13 protein-coding genes are annotated in these 15,249 nt (G+C 72.5%); 6 read left to right on the top strand and 7 right to left on the bottom strand.

Translation table 11 applies throughout. The features are described from left to right. Positions 1–53 precede the first annotated feature (53 nt). From AB0K00_RS28910 to AB0K00_RS28900, 3 genes are read right to left on the bottom strand one after another with little or no spacing between them, the layout of a single operon-like run. Positions 54–851, bottom strand: a complete 798-nt coding sequence (locus AB0K00_RS28910; RefSeq protein ID WP_363526161.1) for an inositol monophosphatase — start codon at positions 849–851, stop codon at positions 54–56. Further along, complete coding sequence (gene aroA / locus AB0K00_RS28905; RefSeq protein WP_363526159.1) at positions 848–2,122, bottom strand: 3-phosphoshikimate 1-carboxyvinyltransferase; 1,275 nt, start codon at positions 2,120–2,122, stop codon at positions 848–850. Before aroA ends, AB0K00_RS28910 begins: the two co-directional genes overlap by 4 nt. A gap of 42 nt (positions 2,123–2,164) precedes the next feature. Next, entirely contained in the window at positions 2,165–2,599 is a 435-nt protein-coding gene (locus AB0K00_RS28900; RefSeq protein WP_363526156.1) for a hypothetical protein, read from the bottom strand. Between the two features lie 161 nt (positions 2,600–2,760). On the opposite strand from AB0K00_RS28900, the gene AB0K00_RS28895 reads away from it, so the two are divergent. The 5 genes from AB0K00_RS28895 to AB0K00_RS28875 all read left to right on the top strand — a co-directional run bounded on the left by AB0K00_RS28895 (position 2,761) and on the right by AB0K00_RS28875 (position 9,333). Next, positions 2,761–3,198, top strand: a complete 438-nt coding sequence (locus AB0K00_RS28895) for a hypothetical protein (RefSeq protein ID WP_363526153.1) — start codon at positions 2,761–2,763, stop codon at positions 3,196–3,198. Positions 3,199–3,326: 128 nt separating this feature from the next. Beyond that, entirely contained in the window at positions 3,327–5,945 is a 2,619-nt protein-coding gene (locus AB0K00_RS28890) for a hypothetical protein (RefSeq protein WP_363526150.1), read from the top strand. 81 nt (positions 5,946–6,026) lie between these two features. Next, positions 6,027–7,457: an RNB domain-containing ribonuclease gene (locus AB0K00_RS28885; RefSeq protein WP_363526147.1), complete on the top strand. Its 1,431-nt coding sequence runs from the start codon at positions 6,027–6,029 to the stop codon at positions 7,455–7,457. Further along, positions 7,454–8,146 (top strand): NADPH-dependent F420 reductase, encoded by a 693-nt coding sequence (gene npdG, locus AB0K00_RS28880; protein ID WP_363526145.1) that lies wholly within the window; start codon positions 7,454–7,456, stop codon positions 8,144–8,146. Before AB0K00_RS28885 ends, npdG begins: the two co-directional genes overlap by 4 nt. Continuing rightward, the gene (locus tag AB0K00_RS28875) at positions 8,143–9,333 is read left to right on the top strand and encodes a cytochrome P450 (RefSeq protein WP_363526143.1); all 1,191 of its coding nucleotides are present in this window, start codon (positions 8,143–8,145) and stop codon (positions 9,331–9,333) included. Before npdG ends, AB0K00_RS28875 begins: the two co-directional genes overlap by 4 nt. Before the next feature lie 61 nt (positions 9,334–9,394). Here the strand turns inward: AB0K00_RS28875 and panB are convergent, their stop codons facing one another. Both panB and AB0K00_RS28865 read right to left on the bottom strand, forming a co-directional pair. Next, complete coding sequence (gene panB / locus AB0K00_RS28870) at positions 9,395–10,225, bottom strand: 3-methyl-2-oxobutanoate hydroxymethyltransferase (protein ID WP_363526141.1); 831 nt, start codon at positions 10,223–10,225, stop codon at positions 9,395–9,397. Positions 10,226–10,738: 513 nt separating this feature from the next. Continuing rightward, positions 10,739–12,454 carry an NAD+ synthase gene (locus AB0K00_RS28865; protein WP_363526138.1) on the bottom strand — a complete coding sequence of 572 codons (1,716 nt, stop codon included), beginning with the start codon at positions 12,452–12,454 and terminating at the stop codon, positions 10,739–10,741. A gap of 153 nt (positions 12,455–12,607) precedes the next feature. Here AB0K00_RS28865 and glnA point away from each other — a divergent pair, with 153 nt between their 5' ends. Then, the gene (gene glnA / locus AB0K00_RS28860) at positions 12,608–13,960 is read left to right on the top strand and encodes a type I glutamate--ammonia ligase (protein WP_363526135.1); all 1,353 of its coding nucleotides are present in this window, start codon (positions 12,608–12,610) and stop codon (positions 13,958–13,960) included. 6 nt (positions 13,961–13,966) lie between these two features. On the opposite strand, the gene AB0K00_RS28855 is transcribed toward glnA, so the two are convergent. Together AB0K00_RS28855 and AB0K00_RS28850 are read right to left on the bottom strand one after the other, a co-directional pair. Beyond that, the gene (locus tag AB0K00_RS28855) at positions 13,967–14,677 is read right to left on the bottom strand and encodes a ferredoxin reductase (protein ID WP_363526132.1); all 711 of its coding nucleotides are present in this window, start codon (positions 14,675–14,677) and stop codon (positions 13,967–13,969) included. Continuing rightward, positions 14,647–15,246 carry a sulfite oxidase-like oxidoreductase gene (locus tag AB0K00_RS28850; RefSeq protein ID WP_363526129.1) on the bottom strand — a complete coding sequence of 200 codons (600 nt, stop codon included), beginning with the start codon at positions 15,244–15,246 and terminating at the stop codon, positions 14,647–14,649. The genes AB0K00_RS28855 and AB0K00_RS28850 overlap by 31 nt, the downstream gene beginning before the upstream one ends. Between the last annotated feature and the right edge of the window lie 3 nt (positions 15,247–15,249).

The raw sequence follows: 15,249 nt of genomic DNA, 5'->3' as shown, positions 1-15,249 counted from the left end.
CATGGATGGTGATTTACCCCGCCGGACATGCTGGACGAATGCATCGATGAGTGTCAAGGCCCGCCGAGAAGCTTCAGCGTGGCGGCGTGCAACACGGCGCTGCGGGCGAACAGCGACGGGCCGGCGCCGGGGCTCGTGCGTCCGTCGAGGCCGCTGTACCAGCCGCCGGCCTCACGCACGATCAGCGACGTGGCCGCGAAGTCCCAGACCTGACCCCGGGTCTGCACGGCCAGGTCGAGCCGCCCGTCGGCGACGAGCAGCGCCGCGTGCGTCGGCCACGGCTCCTTGCGCGTGGTGGCGGTCAGCGGCGCGAGCATCGTCCACTCGGCCGGGAACACCTGCCCGTCGTCAGGGACGACGCCGAGCGTGGCGCCGTCGGGGGTTTCGGCGCCGGTGGGGTCCACGCGCAGGCGCCGGGTGGACGCGTCGTCGCCGATGCGCGCCCAGTACGCCCCGGCGCCCCGCTCGGCCCACCAGATCGTGCCCTGCGCCGGCACCGCGGCCACGCCCGCGACGATCTCGCCGGCTTCTTCGAGGGCGATGAGGACCAGCCACCGGTCGTCGCCGGCGACGAACATCGCGGTGCCGTCGATCGGGTCGACGATCCACCGCCGGCCACCGGCGCCGGTCAGGCCGCCCTCCTCGCCGAGGATCGCGTCGGCTGGACGTGCCGCGGCGAGGACGTCCCGGACGGCGGTCTCCACGGCCCGGTCGGCCTCGGTGACGACGCTACCGTCGGCCTTGACCTCCTTGGGCAGCTGGGCGAGCGCCGCGAAGTACCGCATGCCGACCGCGGCTCCGGCGAGCGCGGCGCGGCGGGCCAGTGCGACGTCGCCCTCCGCCACGGTCACAGGCGCGCCAGGTCGATGAAGTACGTCGGGTAGGTCTTCGCCACGCAGCGGGGGTCGCGGATCTCGATGCCGGGCACCCGCAGGCCGAGCAGCGCCAGGCTCATCGCCATGCGGTGGTCGTCATACGTGTCGAAGGCCGTCGGCGCGGGCGTGCCGGGCGTGATGGTGAAACCGTCGGCGTCCTCGACCGCGTCGATGCCGGCGCGGCGCAGCTCGGTGACGACCGCGGCGATCCGGTCGGTCTCCTTCTTGCGGATGAAGCCGATCCCGCGGACCCGGGTGGGGGAGTCGGCGAACACCGCGACCGCCGCCAGGGTCTGCGCGGTGTCGGAGATGTCGGCCATGTCGACGTCGATGCCGTGCAGCGTGCCGGTGCCGGTGACGGTGACCCGGTCGGCGGTCCGTTCGACCCGGGCGCCCATCTGCTCGAGGAGGTCCGCGAACCGCACGTCGCCCTGCAGGCTCGCGGTGCCGAGCCCCTCGACGGTGACCCGGCCCCCGCTGATCGCGGCTGCGGCGAGCAGATACGACGCGGCGCTCGCGTCGGGCTCGATCGCGTAGTCCGTCGCCCGGTACGCCTGCGGCAGCACCCGCAGGCCGTCGACGGTCACGCCGAACGCGGCCATGACGGCCGTGGTCGCCTCGACGTAGGGGACCGAGACCAGCGGCGAGGTCAGCTCGACCGTCAGCCCGTCGGCCATCAGCGGCCCCGCCATCAGCAGCCCGGACAGGAACTGGCTGGAAAGGTGGCCGGGCACCGCGACCTTGCCGCCGGCGACCGGCCCGGTGACGGCGACGGGCAGGAACCCTGGCTCGCCGAGGTCCTCGACCGTCGCACCGAGCTCCCGCAGCGCGTCGGTCAGCGGGCCGAACGGCCGGGCCCGCAGCTGCGGCGAGCCGTCCACGACGCTGCGCCCCGGCCGCAGTGCCGCGGCGGGGACGACGAAGCGTCCCGTGGTGCCCGACTGCCGGGCGTCGACGGTGGCCGGCTCCGTCTGCGCGCGCGGGTCGACGCCGTCGACGACGACCGTGTACGCCGCCTCGTCCACCGTCAACGTCGCGCCCAGCGCCCGCACGGCACCGAGCATCGCGTGGGTGTCGTCGGCGAACAGCACACCCGTCAGCGTGCTGCGGCCCGGGGCGAGCGCCGCGCAGATGAGCGCGCGGTTGGTGATGCTCTTGGAGCCGGGCGGCCGCAACGACACGTCCGGCGGTGCGCTCAGCGGGGTGACGGCAAGGACGTCCGGCAGCTCATCGGCATGAAGGCTCACACCTTGATTGTCCCGCAGCCCGCGGGGCGTGCGTGGGCGACCTCACCCCGTCCCAAATCCCTTCTGCATCTGGTACGAGCCGTCGCCGGTCTCGTCGAGGGGCACCGTGCCGCCGAGGAGTTCGGCCGCGGCGGCGGAGACGCGCAACCGTCCCGGGGCGGCGAGGTCGGCGAGGCGGGACGCGGCCGACACCGCGGGGCCGGACAGCCGGCCGCCGCCGTCGCGTGGCGGCTCCCCGACGTGCAGGCCGAACCGGACCATCGTCATCGCCCGCGGCCGCAGGTATCCGGCGACGTCGCGGACCGCGGCGGCCGGCCCGTCGTAGAGGACCAGGACCCGGCCGTCGGCGGCGCGGGCGGACCGCCCCCCGCGCAGGTGCGCGGCGACGTCGTCCGCCGCGGCCGAACCGCCGATGGCCACGACGGTCGCGGGCTGTGCCGGTGCGTCCGCCGCGGCGGGGGAAGGGAAGGACTCCACGGCAACGAGTATCTGGCCCGGGCCCGCCGCGGTGAAGTGGCGGCGCCGGAAAAGTTCCCCGAGCCGGCGTCCACGGTGGACCGTTCGTCTCCTAACGATGACGGCGGGTCGCCCGACCGACTCGAATCTCGATCCACCGAACGGCTCACCCTCGGGTGATCGTGACCACAGGCATCCGCACCCGTCGGTACGTTTCGGCGACCCTCGCGGCGCTCGCGGCGATTCCCGGAATCGTTGTTGTGCAACGGGTTTGCGGCCTCGAACGGACGGTTCGCAGGACCTTCCGGACGTTCTGCGGGAGTCTGCTCCCGGAGTCGGGCGGTTGCGTCTACTGTGGAATCCCAACCAGCTATTTGCCGGTTTCGGTGGCGCGTGTTGCATTTGCGGTGCACAGTGATGTCATGAGCAGCAGCGGTGCTGAGCGGTACTACTGGTGCCTTTCCCACCAACGGGTCGAGTCCGAGGCCGACATGTGCGCCGGAAGGGATCGGCTCGGCCCCTATGATTCGGCGTCAGAAGCCGAACAGGCGCTGACAACAGTCCAGCAACGCAACGAGGCGTGGGACGCCGAAGACGAACGGTGGGAAGGCAAGCACTAGCAACACGTCGTAGCCGACGGCGACCGCGAACCGCCCCGGCACACGACATGGTTCGACCCGTCTCCACCCGCACAACCCAACCGCGAACATCCCGCAGGATGCGGGAGAACTCCTCCAGGAGGACCACGATGGCCGCAGCTAAAAAGGCCACCACAAGATCGGCCGCAACGAGCGCGGCCGCGACGACTCCAGCCGCGGACGCGGCGACGTCCGCAGCGACCGCGACCCCCGCCAGGGCCGCGAAGACGGTCGCCGCCGCCGCTCCCCGCCGGCGCGCGACCAGCACGACGGTGGCCCAGCCCACCGACGCGACCAAGCCCTCAACCCGCACGCGCGCGACCGGCACCACGTCGGCGACGCGGGCGACCCCTGCCGCGGCCAGGTCCGCCGCGGCGCAGAGCACCACCCCTGACGCGCTGACGGTCGCCACCCCGGCGGCGAAGTCGACCCCGGCCGCTGCCAAGACGGCCGCGGCGAAGACGGCGTCCCCGGCGGCGAAGTCCACGGCGGCGAAGTCGACCGCGGCGAGCCCCGCCGCGAAGCGGGCCGCTGCGGGGAAGGCGACCCCGGCCGCTTCCAAGGCTACCGCCGCCAGGACCGCCACCAAGGCGACTGCGGCGAAGTCGGCGACGGCGGCTCCCGCCGCGAAGGCCGGCACGGCCAGGACGGCGACCCCGGCGGCCAAGGCCACCACGGGCGCGGCTGCGGCCAAGTCGACGGCGGCCAAGCCGGCCGCGAAGTCGACGGCCGCGAAGGCGGCCACGGCGAAGGCGACCCCGGCGGCGAAGTCGACCACGGCCAAGGCCACTCCGGCGGCGAAGTCGACGGCTGCCAAGGCCACCACGGCCAAGGCGACCCCGGCGGCGAAGTCGACGGCGGCGAAGGCCACCTCGGCCAAGGCCACCCCGGCGGCGAAGTCCACGGCCGCGAAGGCGGCCACGGCCAAGGCCACTCCGGCGGCGAAGTCGACAGCGGCGAAGGCCACCTCGGCCAAGGCCACCCCGGCAGCCAAGTCCACTGCCGCGAAGACGGCCACGGCGAAGGCGACTCCGGCGGCGAAGTCGACGGCGGCGAAGACGGCCACGGCCAAGGCCACCCCGGCGGCGAAGTCCACGGCCGCCAAGGCGACCACGGCCAAGGCCACGCCCGCGAAGGCGGCCAAGACGACCGCGGCCAAGGCGACTCCCGCCAAGACCGTGACGGCGAAGGCGACCCCGGCGAAGACCACCGCGAAGTCGGCCGCCGCGGCCCCCGCCAAGGCGGCCACGAAGTCGGCGGCGACGAAGGCGGCAACCAAGGCGGCCCCGGCGAAGACCGCCAAGGCCACCACCGCCAAGGCCACCCCGGCGGCCAAGGCCACCACGGCAAAGGCCACCACCGCAAAGGCCACCACCGCAAAAGCCACCACGGCGAAGGCCACCACGGCCAAGGCGACCGCGACGAAGGCGGCGGCGAAGTCGGCGCCCGCGAAGACCGCGGCCAAGGCGGCTCCGGCCAAGACGGCGGCGAAGGCCACCCCGGCCAAGTCGACGGCGACCAAGGCGGCCGCGAAGTCCACGGCGACCAAGGCGGCAACCAAGGCGGCCCCGGCGAAGACCGCCAAGGCCACCACCGCCAAGGCGACCGCGGCGAAGACGGCCCCGGCGAAGGCGGCGACGAAGGCCGCAGCCAAGTCCGCACCGGCGAAGACGGCGACCAAGGCGGCCGCGAAGTCGACGGCGGCCAAGGCGACGGCGAAGGCGGCCCCGGCGAAGACCGCCAAGGCCACCACCGCCAAGGCGACCCCGGCGAAGACGGCCCCGGCCAAGTCCACGGCGGCGAAGTCCACGGCGGCCAAGGCCACCACGGCGAAGGCCACCCCGGCGAAGTCGACCGCGACGAAGGCGGCTCCGGCGAAGTCCGCGGCGAAGGCGGCCCCGGCCAAGACGGCGGCCAAGACGGCCCCCGCCAAGACGGCAGCCAAGTCGGCGGCCAAGGCGACCGCGACGAAGGCTCCGGCGAAGGCCGCGGCCAAGGCGACGGCCACCAAGACCGCCCCGGCCAAGTCCGCGACGGCCAAGGCTGCCCCGGCCAAGGCGGCGGCGAAGCCCACCGCGGCCAAGGCGACCACGGCCAAGGCGACGGCGAAGGCGGCCCCGGCGAAGACCGCGAAGGCCACCGCCACCAAGGCGACGCCGAGCGCGTCCGCGGCGAAGGCGGCCCCGGCCAAGACGGCGAAGTCGGCTCCCGCCAAGACGGCGAAGGCGGCTCCCGCCAAGACGGCGAAGTCGACCGCGGCCAAGGCCACCCCGGCACCGGCAACGGCACCGGCGGCGGCGACCCCGGCACCGGCCACCGTGACCGAGACCGTCCCGGCGACCAAGGCGACGGCGAAGGCGGCCCCGGCGAAGACCGCCAAGGCCACCACCGCCAAGGCCACCCCCGCGAAGGCGGCGGCCAAGGCGACCACCGCCAAGGCCACCCCGGCCAAGACGACGGCCACCAAGGCCGCCGACACGAAGCCGGCCCCGGCGAAGGCCCCCGAGCCCACGCCGGCACCCGTCGCGCCGGTGGAGCCGGTCGTCCCGGCCGCGGTCTTCTCCGAAGGTGGTCTCGACGCCGGCACCGCCGGTGACGTCGAGGGCGCCGCGACCGCACCCGCGGGTGGCGCCGCCACCGAGGCGATCCCGGGCCGCGAGAACGGCAACAACGTCGAAGGGGCCTCGAGCATGACGCCCGAGGACTGGGCCAGCCTGGCCCGCCCGTAACGGCGCAGGCAGCATCAGCGGCGCCGCGGTCCACCGACCGCGGCGCCGCCGCTTTTTGCGGTGCCGGTGTAAGACTGTGCCGTGGCCTTACGACGTATCCGAGCCGCCCGCATCGATTTCTCCGGGCTGCGCCGAGAGCTCGACCTGCCCACCGCGTTCCCCGAGGCGGCCGACCGGGAGGCCGAAGCCGCCGCGAAGGACCGGCACGAGGACCGCGAGGACCGCACGGCCCTGGAGTTCGTGACGATCGACCCGCCGACGTCCAAGGACCTCGACCAGGCGCTGCTGCTGCAGCGGCAGGACACCGGCTACCGGGTGTTCTACGCGATCGCCGACGTGGCCGCGTTCACCGTGGGGGCGCCCGCGATCGAGCGGGAGACCTGGATTCGGGGGCAGACCGTCTACCTGCCCGACGGCAAGGTCCCGCTGCACCCGGCGGTGCTCAGCGAGGGCGCCGCGAGCCTGCTGCCGGACCAGGACCGGCCGGCCGTGCTGTGGACGATCGACCTGGACGGCACCGGCGCGACGACCGGGGTGGACGTGCGCCGGGCGACGGTCCGCAGCCGGGCGAAACTCAACTACGAGCAGGTCCAGCGGGACGTCGACGCGGGCACCCCGCACCCGTCGGTGGCGCTGCTGCCGGAGATCGGCCGGCTGCTCACGAAGCTGGGGCTGGAGCGGGGCGCGGTCAACCTGCCGATGCCGGAGCAGGAGATCGAGCCCGACGGCGACGGCTGGCGCCTCGCTATCCGCGGGCCGGTGCCGGTCGAGGAGTTCAACGCGCAGATCTCGCTGCTGACCGGCATGGCCGCCGCGCAGATCATGCTCAAGCAGAACATCGGGCTGCTGCGGACCATGCCGCCGCCGCAGGAGGACGCGGTGCGCCGGCTGCGGCTGGCGGCGAAGGCGCTGCGCCTGGACTGGCCCGCTGAGCAGAGTCCGGGTGAGGTCATCGCGGCGCTCGACCCGATGGACCCGCGGGCGCAGGCGCTCATCGACCAGGCCGCGGAGATGATGCGCGGCGCCGGCTACACCCCGTTCGACGGCGAGGCCCCGCAGCAGCCGCTGCATGGCGCCGTGGCAGCCCCGTACGCCCACGTGACGGCCCCGCTGCGGCGCCTGGCCGACCGGTACGTCACCGAAGTGTGCCTCGCCCTGCACGCGGGCGTAGAGGTGCCCGCGTGGGCGCGGGAGGCGTTGCCGCGGTTGCCGGAGGTGATGAGCCGCACCGACCGGGTCGCCAACGCCGCCGAGCGCGGCGCGGTCGACCTCGTGGAGGCGGTCCTGCTGCAGCACCGCGTCGGTGAGGAGTTCGACGCCGCGGTGCTGGACGTGGACAAGCGCCGGGCCGACATCGCGCTCGACGAGCCGCCGGTGCGGGCCCGCTGCGAGGGTGAGAGCGACGGCGACGGCAAGGACCTGCCGCTGGGTGAGCGGATCCGGGTGCGGCTCACCGAGGCTGACCCCACCCGCCGCAAGGTGCTCTTCCACACGGTAAGACTTGAGTCATGAGCTACGACCAGATCGAACTGCCCGACGTGTCAGCGCTGCGGATCGGCATCCTCGGCGGCACCGGGCCGCAGGGCCGCGGACTCGCGTACCGGTTCGCCCGGGCCGGGCTGCGGGTGCTGGTGGGTTCGCGTTCCACGGAGCGCGGCGCCCAGGCGGCGGAGGAGCTCAACGCGCTGCCCGGCGTGCAGACCCCGGCCGAGGGCGGCGACAACGAGTTCGCCTGCCAGGCCGACGTGGTCATCGTCGCGGTCCCGTGGGAGGGGCACGCGGCGACCGTGGCGGAGCTGGCGCCGCTGCTGATCGGCGGGAAGATCGTGGTGGACTGCGTCAACCCGCTCGGGTTCGACAAGCAGGGGCCGTTCGCGCTGCCGGTGCCGGAGGGCAGCGCCGCCGAGCAGGCCGCGACGCTGCTGCCGGAGGCGCGGGTGTGCGCCGCGTTCCACCACGTCAGCGCGGCCCTGCTGACCGACCCGGAGGTCGACCGGGTCGACCTGGACGTGCTGGTCCTCGCCGACGACCGGGACGCGGCCGAGCAGGTCCAGGCCCTCGCCGCCCGGATCGACGGCATGCGGGGCGTGTTCGCGGGGCGGCTGCGCAACGCGGGGCAGGTCGAGGCGCTGACGGCGAACCTGATCGCGATCAACAAGCGCTACAAGGTGCACGCCGGCATCCGGGTGACGGACCTGTGAACACGTTCGACCCGTGGTCGCCGGCGTTCGTCGCGCACCCATATGACGCGTACCGCCGGCTGCGGGAACAGGCCCCGGTCAGCTGGTTCGAGCCGAGCGGCCAGTTCCTCGTGTCGCGGCACGAGGACGTCAACGCGCTGCTGCGGGACCGGCGGCTGGGCCGCACCTACCTGCACGTCGCCTCGCACGAGGAGATGGGCCGCACGCCCCCGCCACCGCAGGACGAGCCGTTCTGGCGGCTCAACAACAACGGCATGTTGGACCGCGAGCCGCCGGACCACACCCGGCTGCGGCGCCTCGTGTCGCAGGCGTTCACCCCGCGGCGGGTCGAGGCGCTGCGGCCGGTGGTGCAGCGCCTCGCCGACGGCCTGGTCGACGCGTTCGTCGCCAAGGGCGGCGGGGACCTGATCGCCGAGGTCGCCGAGCCGCTGCCGGTGACGGTCATCGCGGAGCTGCTCGGCATCCCCGAGGCGGACCGGCACCTGCTGCGGCCGTGGTCGGCGGCGATCTGCGGGATGTACGAGCTGAACCCGTCACGGGAGACGGCGGCCGAGGCGGTGCGCGCCGCCGAGGAGTTCTCGGAGTACCTGCGCGGCCTGGCCCGGCACCGTGCGGGCGATCCGCAGGATGATCTGATCAGCGCCCTCGCCGCGGTCGAAGGGCTCAGCGAGGACGAGCTCATCGGCACCTGCGTGCTGTTGCTCAACGCCGGTCATGAGGCAACCGTCAATGTGACCGGCAACGGATGGTGGGCCCTGTTCCGCAATCCGGATCAACTGCGAAAAATCCGGACCGACCCCGAGTTGGTACCGGTGGCGATCGAAGAACTGATGCGCTATGACACGCCATTGCAGATGTTCGAACGGTGGGCGCTGGAGGACGTCGAGCTGCGCGGCCACACGATTCGCAAGGGGCAAGAGGTCGCGCTGCTGTTCGGCTCCGCGAACCACGATCCGACCGTGTTCACCGACCCGCAGCGCCTGGACGTGGAGCGCCGCGACAACCCGCACATCTCCTTCGGCGCCGGAATCCACTACTGCCTGGGCGCCCCCTTGGCCAGGATCGAACTCGTCGCGTCGTTCGGCGCGCTGCTGAGCAAGGCGCCCGGCCTGCAGCTCGTGCGGGAGCCGAAGTGGAAGCCCGGATATGTGATCAGGGGACTGGAAAGCCTCGACGTGTCGCTCTGAGCGAGGGCGCCGCGACCGAGCTGGCGCAGAACCTGCGCCAGCTGGTCCCGCACGGCAGGTGCTAGAACGTGTGCTCGGCCGCCGGGAAGGCTCCGGTGCGCACCTCGTCGGCGAACGCCCGGGTGGCGTCGCCGAGCGCGCCGGCCAGGTCCGCGTATGCCTTCACGAACCGCGGCGCCTTCCCGGTGCGCAGCCCGGCCATGTCCTGCCAGACGAGCACCTGGGCGTCGGTCTCCGCGCCGGCCCCGATGCCGATCGTCGGGATCCGCAGCTCATGGGTGACGCGCTTGGCGACCTCACCCGGCACCATCTCCAGCACCACCGCGAACGCGCCGGCCTCCGCGACCGCGTGCGCGTCGGCGATCACCTCGTCGGCGGCGTCCCCGCGGCCCTGTACCCGGTAACCGCCGATCGCGTGCTCGCTTTGCGGCGTGAAGCCGATGTGCGCCATCACCGGGATGCCGGCCCCGGTCAGCGCGGCGATCTGCGGCGCGACCCGCACGCCGCCCTCCAGCTTGACGGCGTGGCAGCCGCCCTCTTTCATGAACCGCACCCCGGTGCGCAGCGCCTGCGCCGGCCCCTCCTCGTACGAGCCGAACGGCAGGTCCCCGACGACCAGGGCCCGCCGCGTCGAGCGGATCACGGCCCGCACCAGCGGCAGCAGCTCGTCCTCGGTCACCGACACGGTGGAGGCGTACCCGTACACGTTGTTGGCGGCGGAGTCGCCGACCAGCAGGACCGGAATCCCGGCCTCGTCGAAGATGCCGGCCGTGTACTGGTCGTACGACGTCAGCATCGGCCACCGCTCACCCCGCTCCTTGGCGGCGAGCAGGTCCCTGGTGCGCACCCGGCGGTTGACGGCACCGCCGTACAGCGACTGGACTTCGGACATCGATGTCCTCCTAACGGGTTCCTCGAGGCCCCGTGCGGGGTCCCCGGGCTGTCCCCCCGATGGTCGCACCGCACCGCTGCTCCCGGCACCGTGCATGCGGAATCTCACTGTCCCGACGCCGGCGGGACGCCGCACCGGCGGCTGCCCCGCCCACCGCCACACAGACGTTGGTCAATGCCCCGAAAAGCACCTTTCGAGCAAGACGTTGGTCGATCTACCCGCAAAATGATCTTCGAACCGCGGGTAGATCGCACACCGTCGATGCGCAAAAGCCGCATACGCGGGCATTGACCAACGTCTGCGCGGGGGGCGGGTCTGCCCGGGGGCGGTCTCCGCGGGGGCGGGTCTGCGCAGGGGGTCTCCGCGAGGGGTCTCTGCGAGGGCGGCGGGCGGGGCTGAACTGGTTGCTGGCCCGTAGCCGGCGTCGGCGGGACGAAGGGGATCTCGCCGCGGGGTCGGATGTCAGGCCCGTCGCGGGCTCGCCGCCCCCGACCCCCGGTACGCCCGGCGTAGCTAGTTGCTGAAGCGGTTGGTGATGGGCAGGCGGCGGTCGCGGCCGAAGGCCTTGATGGAGATCTTCGTGCCGGGGGCGCTCTGGCGGCGCTTGTATTCGGCGAGGTCGACCATCCGCAGGGTCTTGTCGACGACGGCGGGGTCGTGGCCGGCGGCGACCAGGTCGTCGCGGCCGAGGTCGCCGTCGACGTAGCCGGCGAGGATCGCGTCGAGGACCTCGTAGTCGGGCAGGGAGTCGGCGTCGAGCTGGCCGGGGCGCAGCTCCGCGCTCGGCGGCTTGGTGATCGAGCGCTCCGGGATCGGCGGCACGTCGCCGCGGCGTTCGGCCTCCTCGTTGCGCCAGCGGGCGAGCTTCCAGACGAGGGTCTTCGGCACGTCCTTCAGCGGGTTGAAGGCGCCGACGGAGTCCCCGTACAGCGTGGAATAACCGACGGCGAGCTCGCTCTTGTTGCCCGTGGTCAGGACGAGGGGACCCTCCTGGTTGGAGATGGCCATCATGATCACGCCGCGGACGCGGGCCTGGAGGTTCTCCACGGCGAGGCCGGACAGGGCCATGTTGGCCAGGAAGCTGTCGACCATCGGCTGGATCGGCTCGACCCGGTAGTCCAGGCCGGTGCGGCGGGCCATGTCCTCGGCGTCGTCCTTGGAGTGCTGCGAGGAGTGCCCGCTCGGCAGGGACACCGCGACGACGTTGGCCGGGCCGAGCGCGTCGCAGGCGATGGCGGTGACGACGGCGGAGTCGATGCCGCCGGACAGGGCGATCGCGACGCCGCGGAAGCCGTTCTTGCGCACGTAGTCGCGCAGGCCGAGCACGAGTGCCTGCCAGATCTCGGCCTCGTCGGTGACCCGGGCGGCGATCTCCGGCGCGGGCGCCGGCTGGTCGCTCTCCACGACGCTGTCGGAGATCAGGATGTTGACGACCTGCATCTCGGCGTCCCGCACGGCCGGCGGGACCGGCGCGGCGGCCGGCAGGTCCAGGTCCAGGACCATCAGCTGCTCGGCGAACTGCGGCGCCCGGGCGATCAGCGAGCCGTCGGGACGCACCACCATCGAGTCGCCGTCGAAGACCAGCTCGTCCTGGGCGCCGACGGTGTTGACGTAGGCGACGGTGGCGCGGGCCTCCGCGGCGCGGCGGGCGACGAGGGTGAGGCGGGTGTCGTCCTTGTTCAGCTCATACGGCGAGCCGTTGATGTTGATGACCAGACCGACGGACGCGAGGGCGGCGACGGCGAACGGGCCGCCGTCCTGCCACAGGTCCTCGCAGATGGTGAGGGCGATGTCGACGCCGCCGACCCGGATGACGGTCAGCGTCTCACCCGGCTCGAAATAGCGGTCCTCGTCGAAGACGCCGTAGTTGGGCAGGTGGTGCTTGAAGTAGGTGGCGACCTGGGTGCCGCGGTGCAGCACGGCGAGGGCGTTGCGCGGGCCGACCTCGTCGGCGTCGAGGTAGCCGACGATGACGACGGTGTCGCCGAGGCCGTCGGCGGACAGCTGCGCGGCGAGGTCGTCGACGGCGCGCTTGGAGGCGGCCACGAACGACTTGCGGAACACCAGGTCCTCGACCGGGTAGCCGGTCAGCATCATCTCCGGGAACGCCACGACGTGGGCGCCGGCACCGGCGGCCTTGCTGGTCCAGCCGTGCACCAGGGACGAGTTGCCGGTGAGGTCTCCGACGGTCGGGTCGATCTGGGCGAGCGCGAGTCGCAACCGGGGCATGCTTCAAGTGTGGACCAAGCCCGCCGCGGGTGCTCCTGTGACGTTCACTCCAGTGCCGGGTGAGATGGGCTGGTCCGGTAACTTGTGCGTAACACCTCCGGGCGAGACTTGCCCGAATTGGCCGTAGACACCGCAGCTCGTGGGGGAACCACCGTGGACCGTCAGCAGGAGTTCGTGCTCCGGACGCTCGAAGAGCGGGACATCCGCTTCGTGCGTCTGTGGTTCACCGACGTCCTTGGCACGTTGAAGAGCGTCTCGGTCGCGCCGGCCGAGCTCGAGTCGGCGTTCGAAGAGGGCATCGGCTTCGACGGTTCGGCGATCGAGGGCTTCGCCCGGGTCTACGAGTCGGACATGGTCGCCATGCCGGACCCGACGACGTTCCAGGTCTTCCCGTTCGAGGGTGGCATGTCGGGGGAGAGCGCCCGCATGTTCTGCGACATCACGCTGCCCGACGGTTCGCCGTCCTGGGCCGACCCGCGCCACGTGCTGCGCCGGGCGCTGTCGCGGGCGGCGGAGAAGGGCTTCACCTTCTACACCCACCCGGAGATCGAGTTCTTCCTGCTCGAGTCGCTGGGTGAGCACGGGTCGCTGCCGACCCCGGTCGACACCGGCGGTTACTTCGACCACACCACCCACGCCGTCGCCCGCGACTTCCGCCGCCAGGCGGTCCTCGCCCTGGAGCGGATCGGCATCTCGGTCGAGTTCAGCCACCACGAGGTCGCGCCCGGTCAGCAGGAGATCGACCTGCGGTATGCCGACGCGCTGACCACGGCCGACAACATCATGACGTTCCGGCACGTCATCAAGGAGGTTGCGCTCTCACACGGGGTGCACGCCACCTTCATGCCGAAGCCGTTCACCGACCAGCCGGGCAGCGGCATGCACACGCACCTGTCGCTGTTCGAGGGGGAGCGCAACGCGTTCCACGACGCGAGCGACCCGATGAAACTTTCGAAGGTCGGGCAGGCGTTCATCGCCGGACTGCTGGTCCACGCGCGGGAGTACACCGCGATCACCAACCAGTGGGTGAACTCCTACAAGCGGCTCTTCCCGCAGTCGGTGCCGAACCGGATCACCGAGTCGCCGGCCTATGTCTGCTGGGGCCACACCAACCGCTCCGCGCTGGTGCGGGTGCCGGCCTACGGCAAGCCCAACTCGGCCCGCGTCGAGGTCCGCTCGCTCGACTCGGCCAGCAACCCCTACCTCGCCTATGCGGTCCTGCTCGGCGCCGGCCTGCGCGGCATCGAGCAGGGTTACGAGCTGCCCCCGGGCGCCGAGGACGACGTGTGGGCGCTCACCGACGGCGAGCGGCGCGCCGCCGGCTACGAGTCGCTGCCGGAGAACCTGTCCCAGGCGGTCGACACGATGGCCGGCTCCGAGCTGGTCGCGGAGATCCTCGGCGAGCACGTCTTCGACTTCTTCCTGAAGAACAAGCGGACCGAGTGGGAAGAGTACCGCCGGGTCGTGACCCCGTTCGAGCGCGAGCGCTACCTCGGGATCATGTAGGTCAGGTCAGCCGTAGCGCTCGGTCTTGATGCCTCTGGCGTCATGGCCGAGCGCCACCATGATGTCGGCGACGGTCTCCACGAAGCCGGTCGGTCCGCACACGAAGACCGCGGGCTTGAAGTCCGCCGGCCACGCGTGCGTGTTGACGTCGGCGACGCCGACCCGCGAGCCACGGACCCTGGTGTAGACGTATTCGACGTCCAGGCCCCGGTCGTCGCGGGCCCGTTGCCGCAGCTCCGCCGCGTAGATCACGTCCTGCGGGGTGCGCACCGAGTAAAGCAGCCGGAACGGTGTCCGCACCCCGTGCTCGGCCCGGGACCGGATCATCGCCATCAGCGGCACGATCCCGGAGCCGCCCGCGATCAGCTGCACCGGCGCCGGGTCGGTGTGCCGCCACACGAACCAGCCGCCGATCGGCCCGCGCAGCTCCACCGGCTGCCCGATGTCGTAAATATCCGTGAGAAACGGACTCACTTCACCGTCGTCGAGCCGCTGCACGGTGATCTCCAGGCCGGACGCCGACGCGATCGAGTAGCTGCGCTGCGCCGTGTACCCGTCCTCGGCGGTCAACCGCACGTCGACGTGCTGGCCGGGCAGGTGCCCCGGCCAGTCAGGCACGTCGAAGACGAGGGTCCGCGCCGTCGGCGTCTCCGTGACAGCCGACAGCAACGTCGCCTTCTGCCAGGTCAGTCTCCCTGGTACCGCTGCTCGCGCCATGGGTCTCCGTAGTCGTGATAGCCGGCCTGCTCCCAGAACCCCGGCTCGTCCTCCAGCATCAGCCGCAGCCCGTGCACCCACTTCGCGGACTTCCACAGGTACAGGTGCGGCACCAGCAGCCGCGCCGGGCCGCCGTGCTCCGGCGTCAGGGGCTCGTCGTCGTAGCGGTACGCCACCCACGCCTGCCCGTCCAGCAGGTCCTCCAGGGGGAGGTTGGTGGTGTACCCGTCGTAGGAGTGTGCCATCACGAAGTCCGCGGCCGACTCGACGTCCGCCATGAGCGTGTCGACCGCCACGCCCCGCCAGCCCGTCTGCAGCTTCGACCACTTCGTGACGCAGTGGATGTCGACGGTCACGTCCTCGTACGGCAGCGCGGTGAACTCCGCCCATGTCCACTTCGTCGCCGCGCCCGTCTCGGTGGTGATGACGAACTCCCACCGGTCGGTGCTGAGGCGAGGGGTCGGCCCGGCGGACAGGACGGGGAAGTCGTGGGCGAGATACTGCCCGGGCGGCAGGTCCGGCTCCTGCTGCCGCCGCCGCCCGCCGAACCCGGTGGTCACGAAACTCATGCC

It is taken from the genome of Dactylosporangium sp. NPDC049525 (assembly GCF_040676755.1).
Lineage (GTDB): Bacteria > Actinomycetota > Actinomycetes > Mycobacteriales > Micromonosporaceae > Dactylosporangium.
The sequence above is the reverse complement of the archived record's forward strand: the minus strand, read 5'-3'. Positions and strand labels throughout refer to the sequence as shown.

Bases quoted from the DNA above. Each gene is read 5' to 3' on its own strand.
- AB0K00_RS28855 (WP_363526132.1), bottom strand. From the start codon at position 14,677: ATGGCGCGAGCAGCGGTACCAGGGAGACTGACCTGGCAGAAGGCGACG.
- AB0K00_RS28890 (WP_363526150.1), top strand. From the start codon at position 3,327: ATGGCCGCAGCTAAAAAGGCCACCACAAGATCGGCCGCAACGAGCGCG.
- npdG (WP_363526145.1), top strand. From the start codon at position 7,454: ATGAGCTACGACCAGATCGAACTGCCCGACGTGTCAGCGCTGCGGATC.
- AB0K00_RS28850 (WP_363526129.1), bottom strand. From the start codon at position 15,246: ATGAGTTTCGTGACCACCGGGTTCGGCGGGCGGCGGCGGCAGCAGGAG.
- panB (WP_363526141.1), bottom strand. From the start codon at position 10,225: ATGTCCGAAGTCCAGTCGCTGTACGGCGGTGCCGTCAACCGCCGGGTG.
- AB0K00_RS28865 (WP_363526138.1), bottom strand. From the start codon at position 12,454: ATGCCCCGGTTGCGACTCGCGCTCGCCCAGATCGACCCGACCGTCGGA.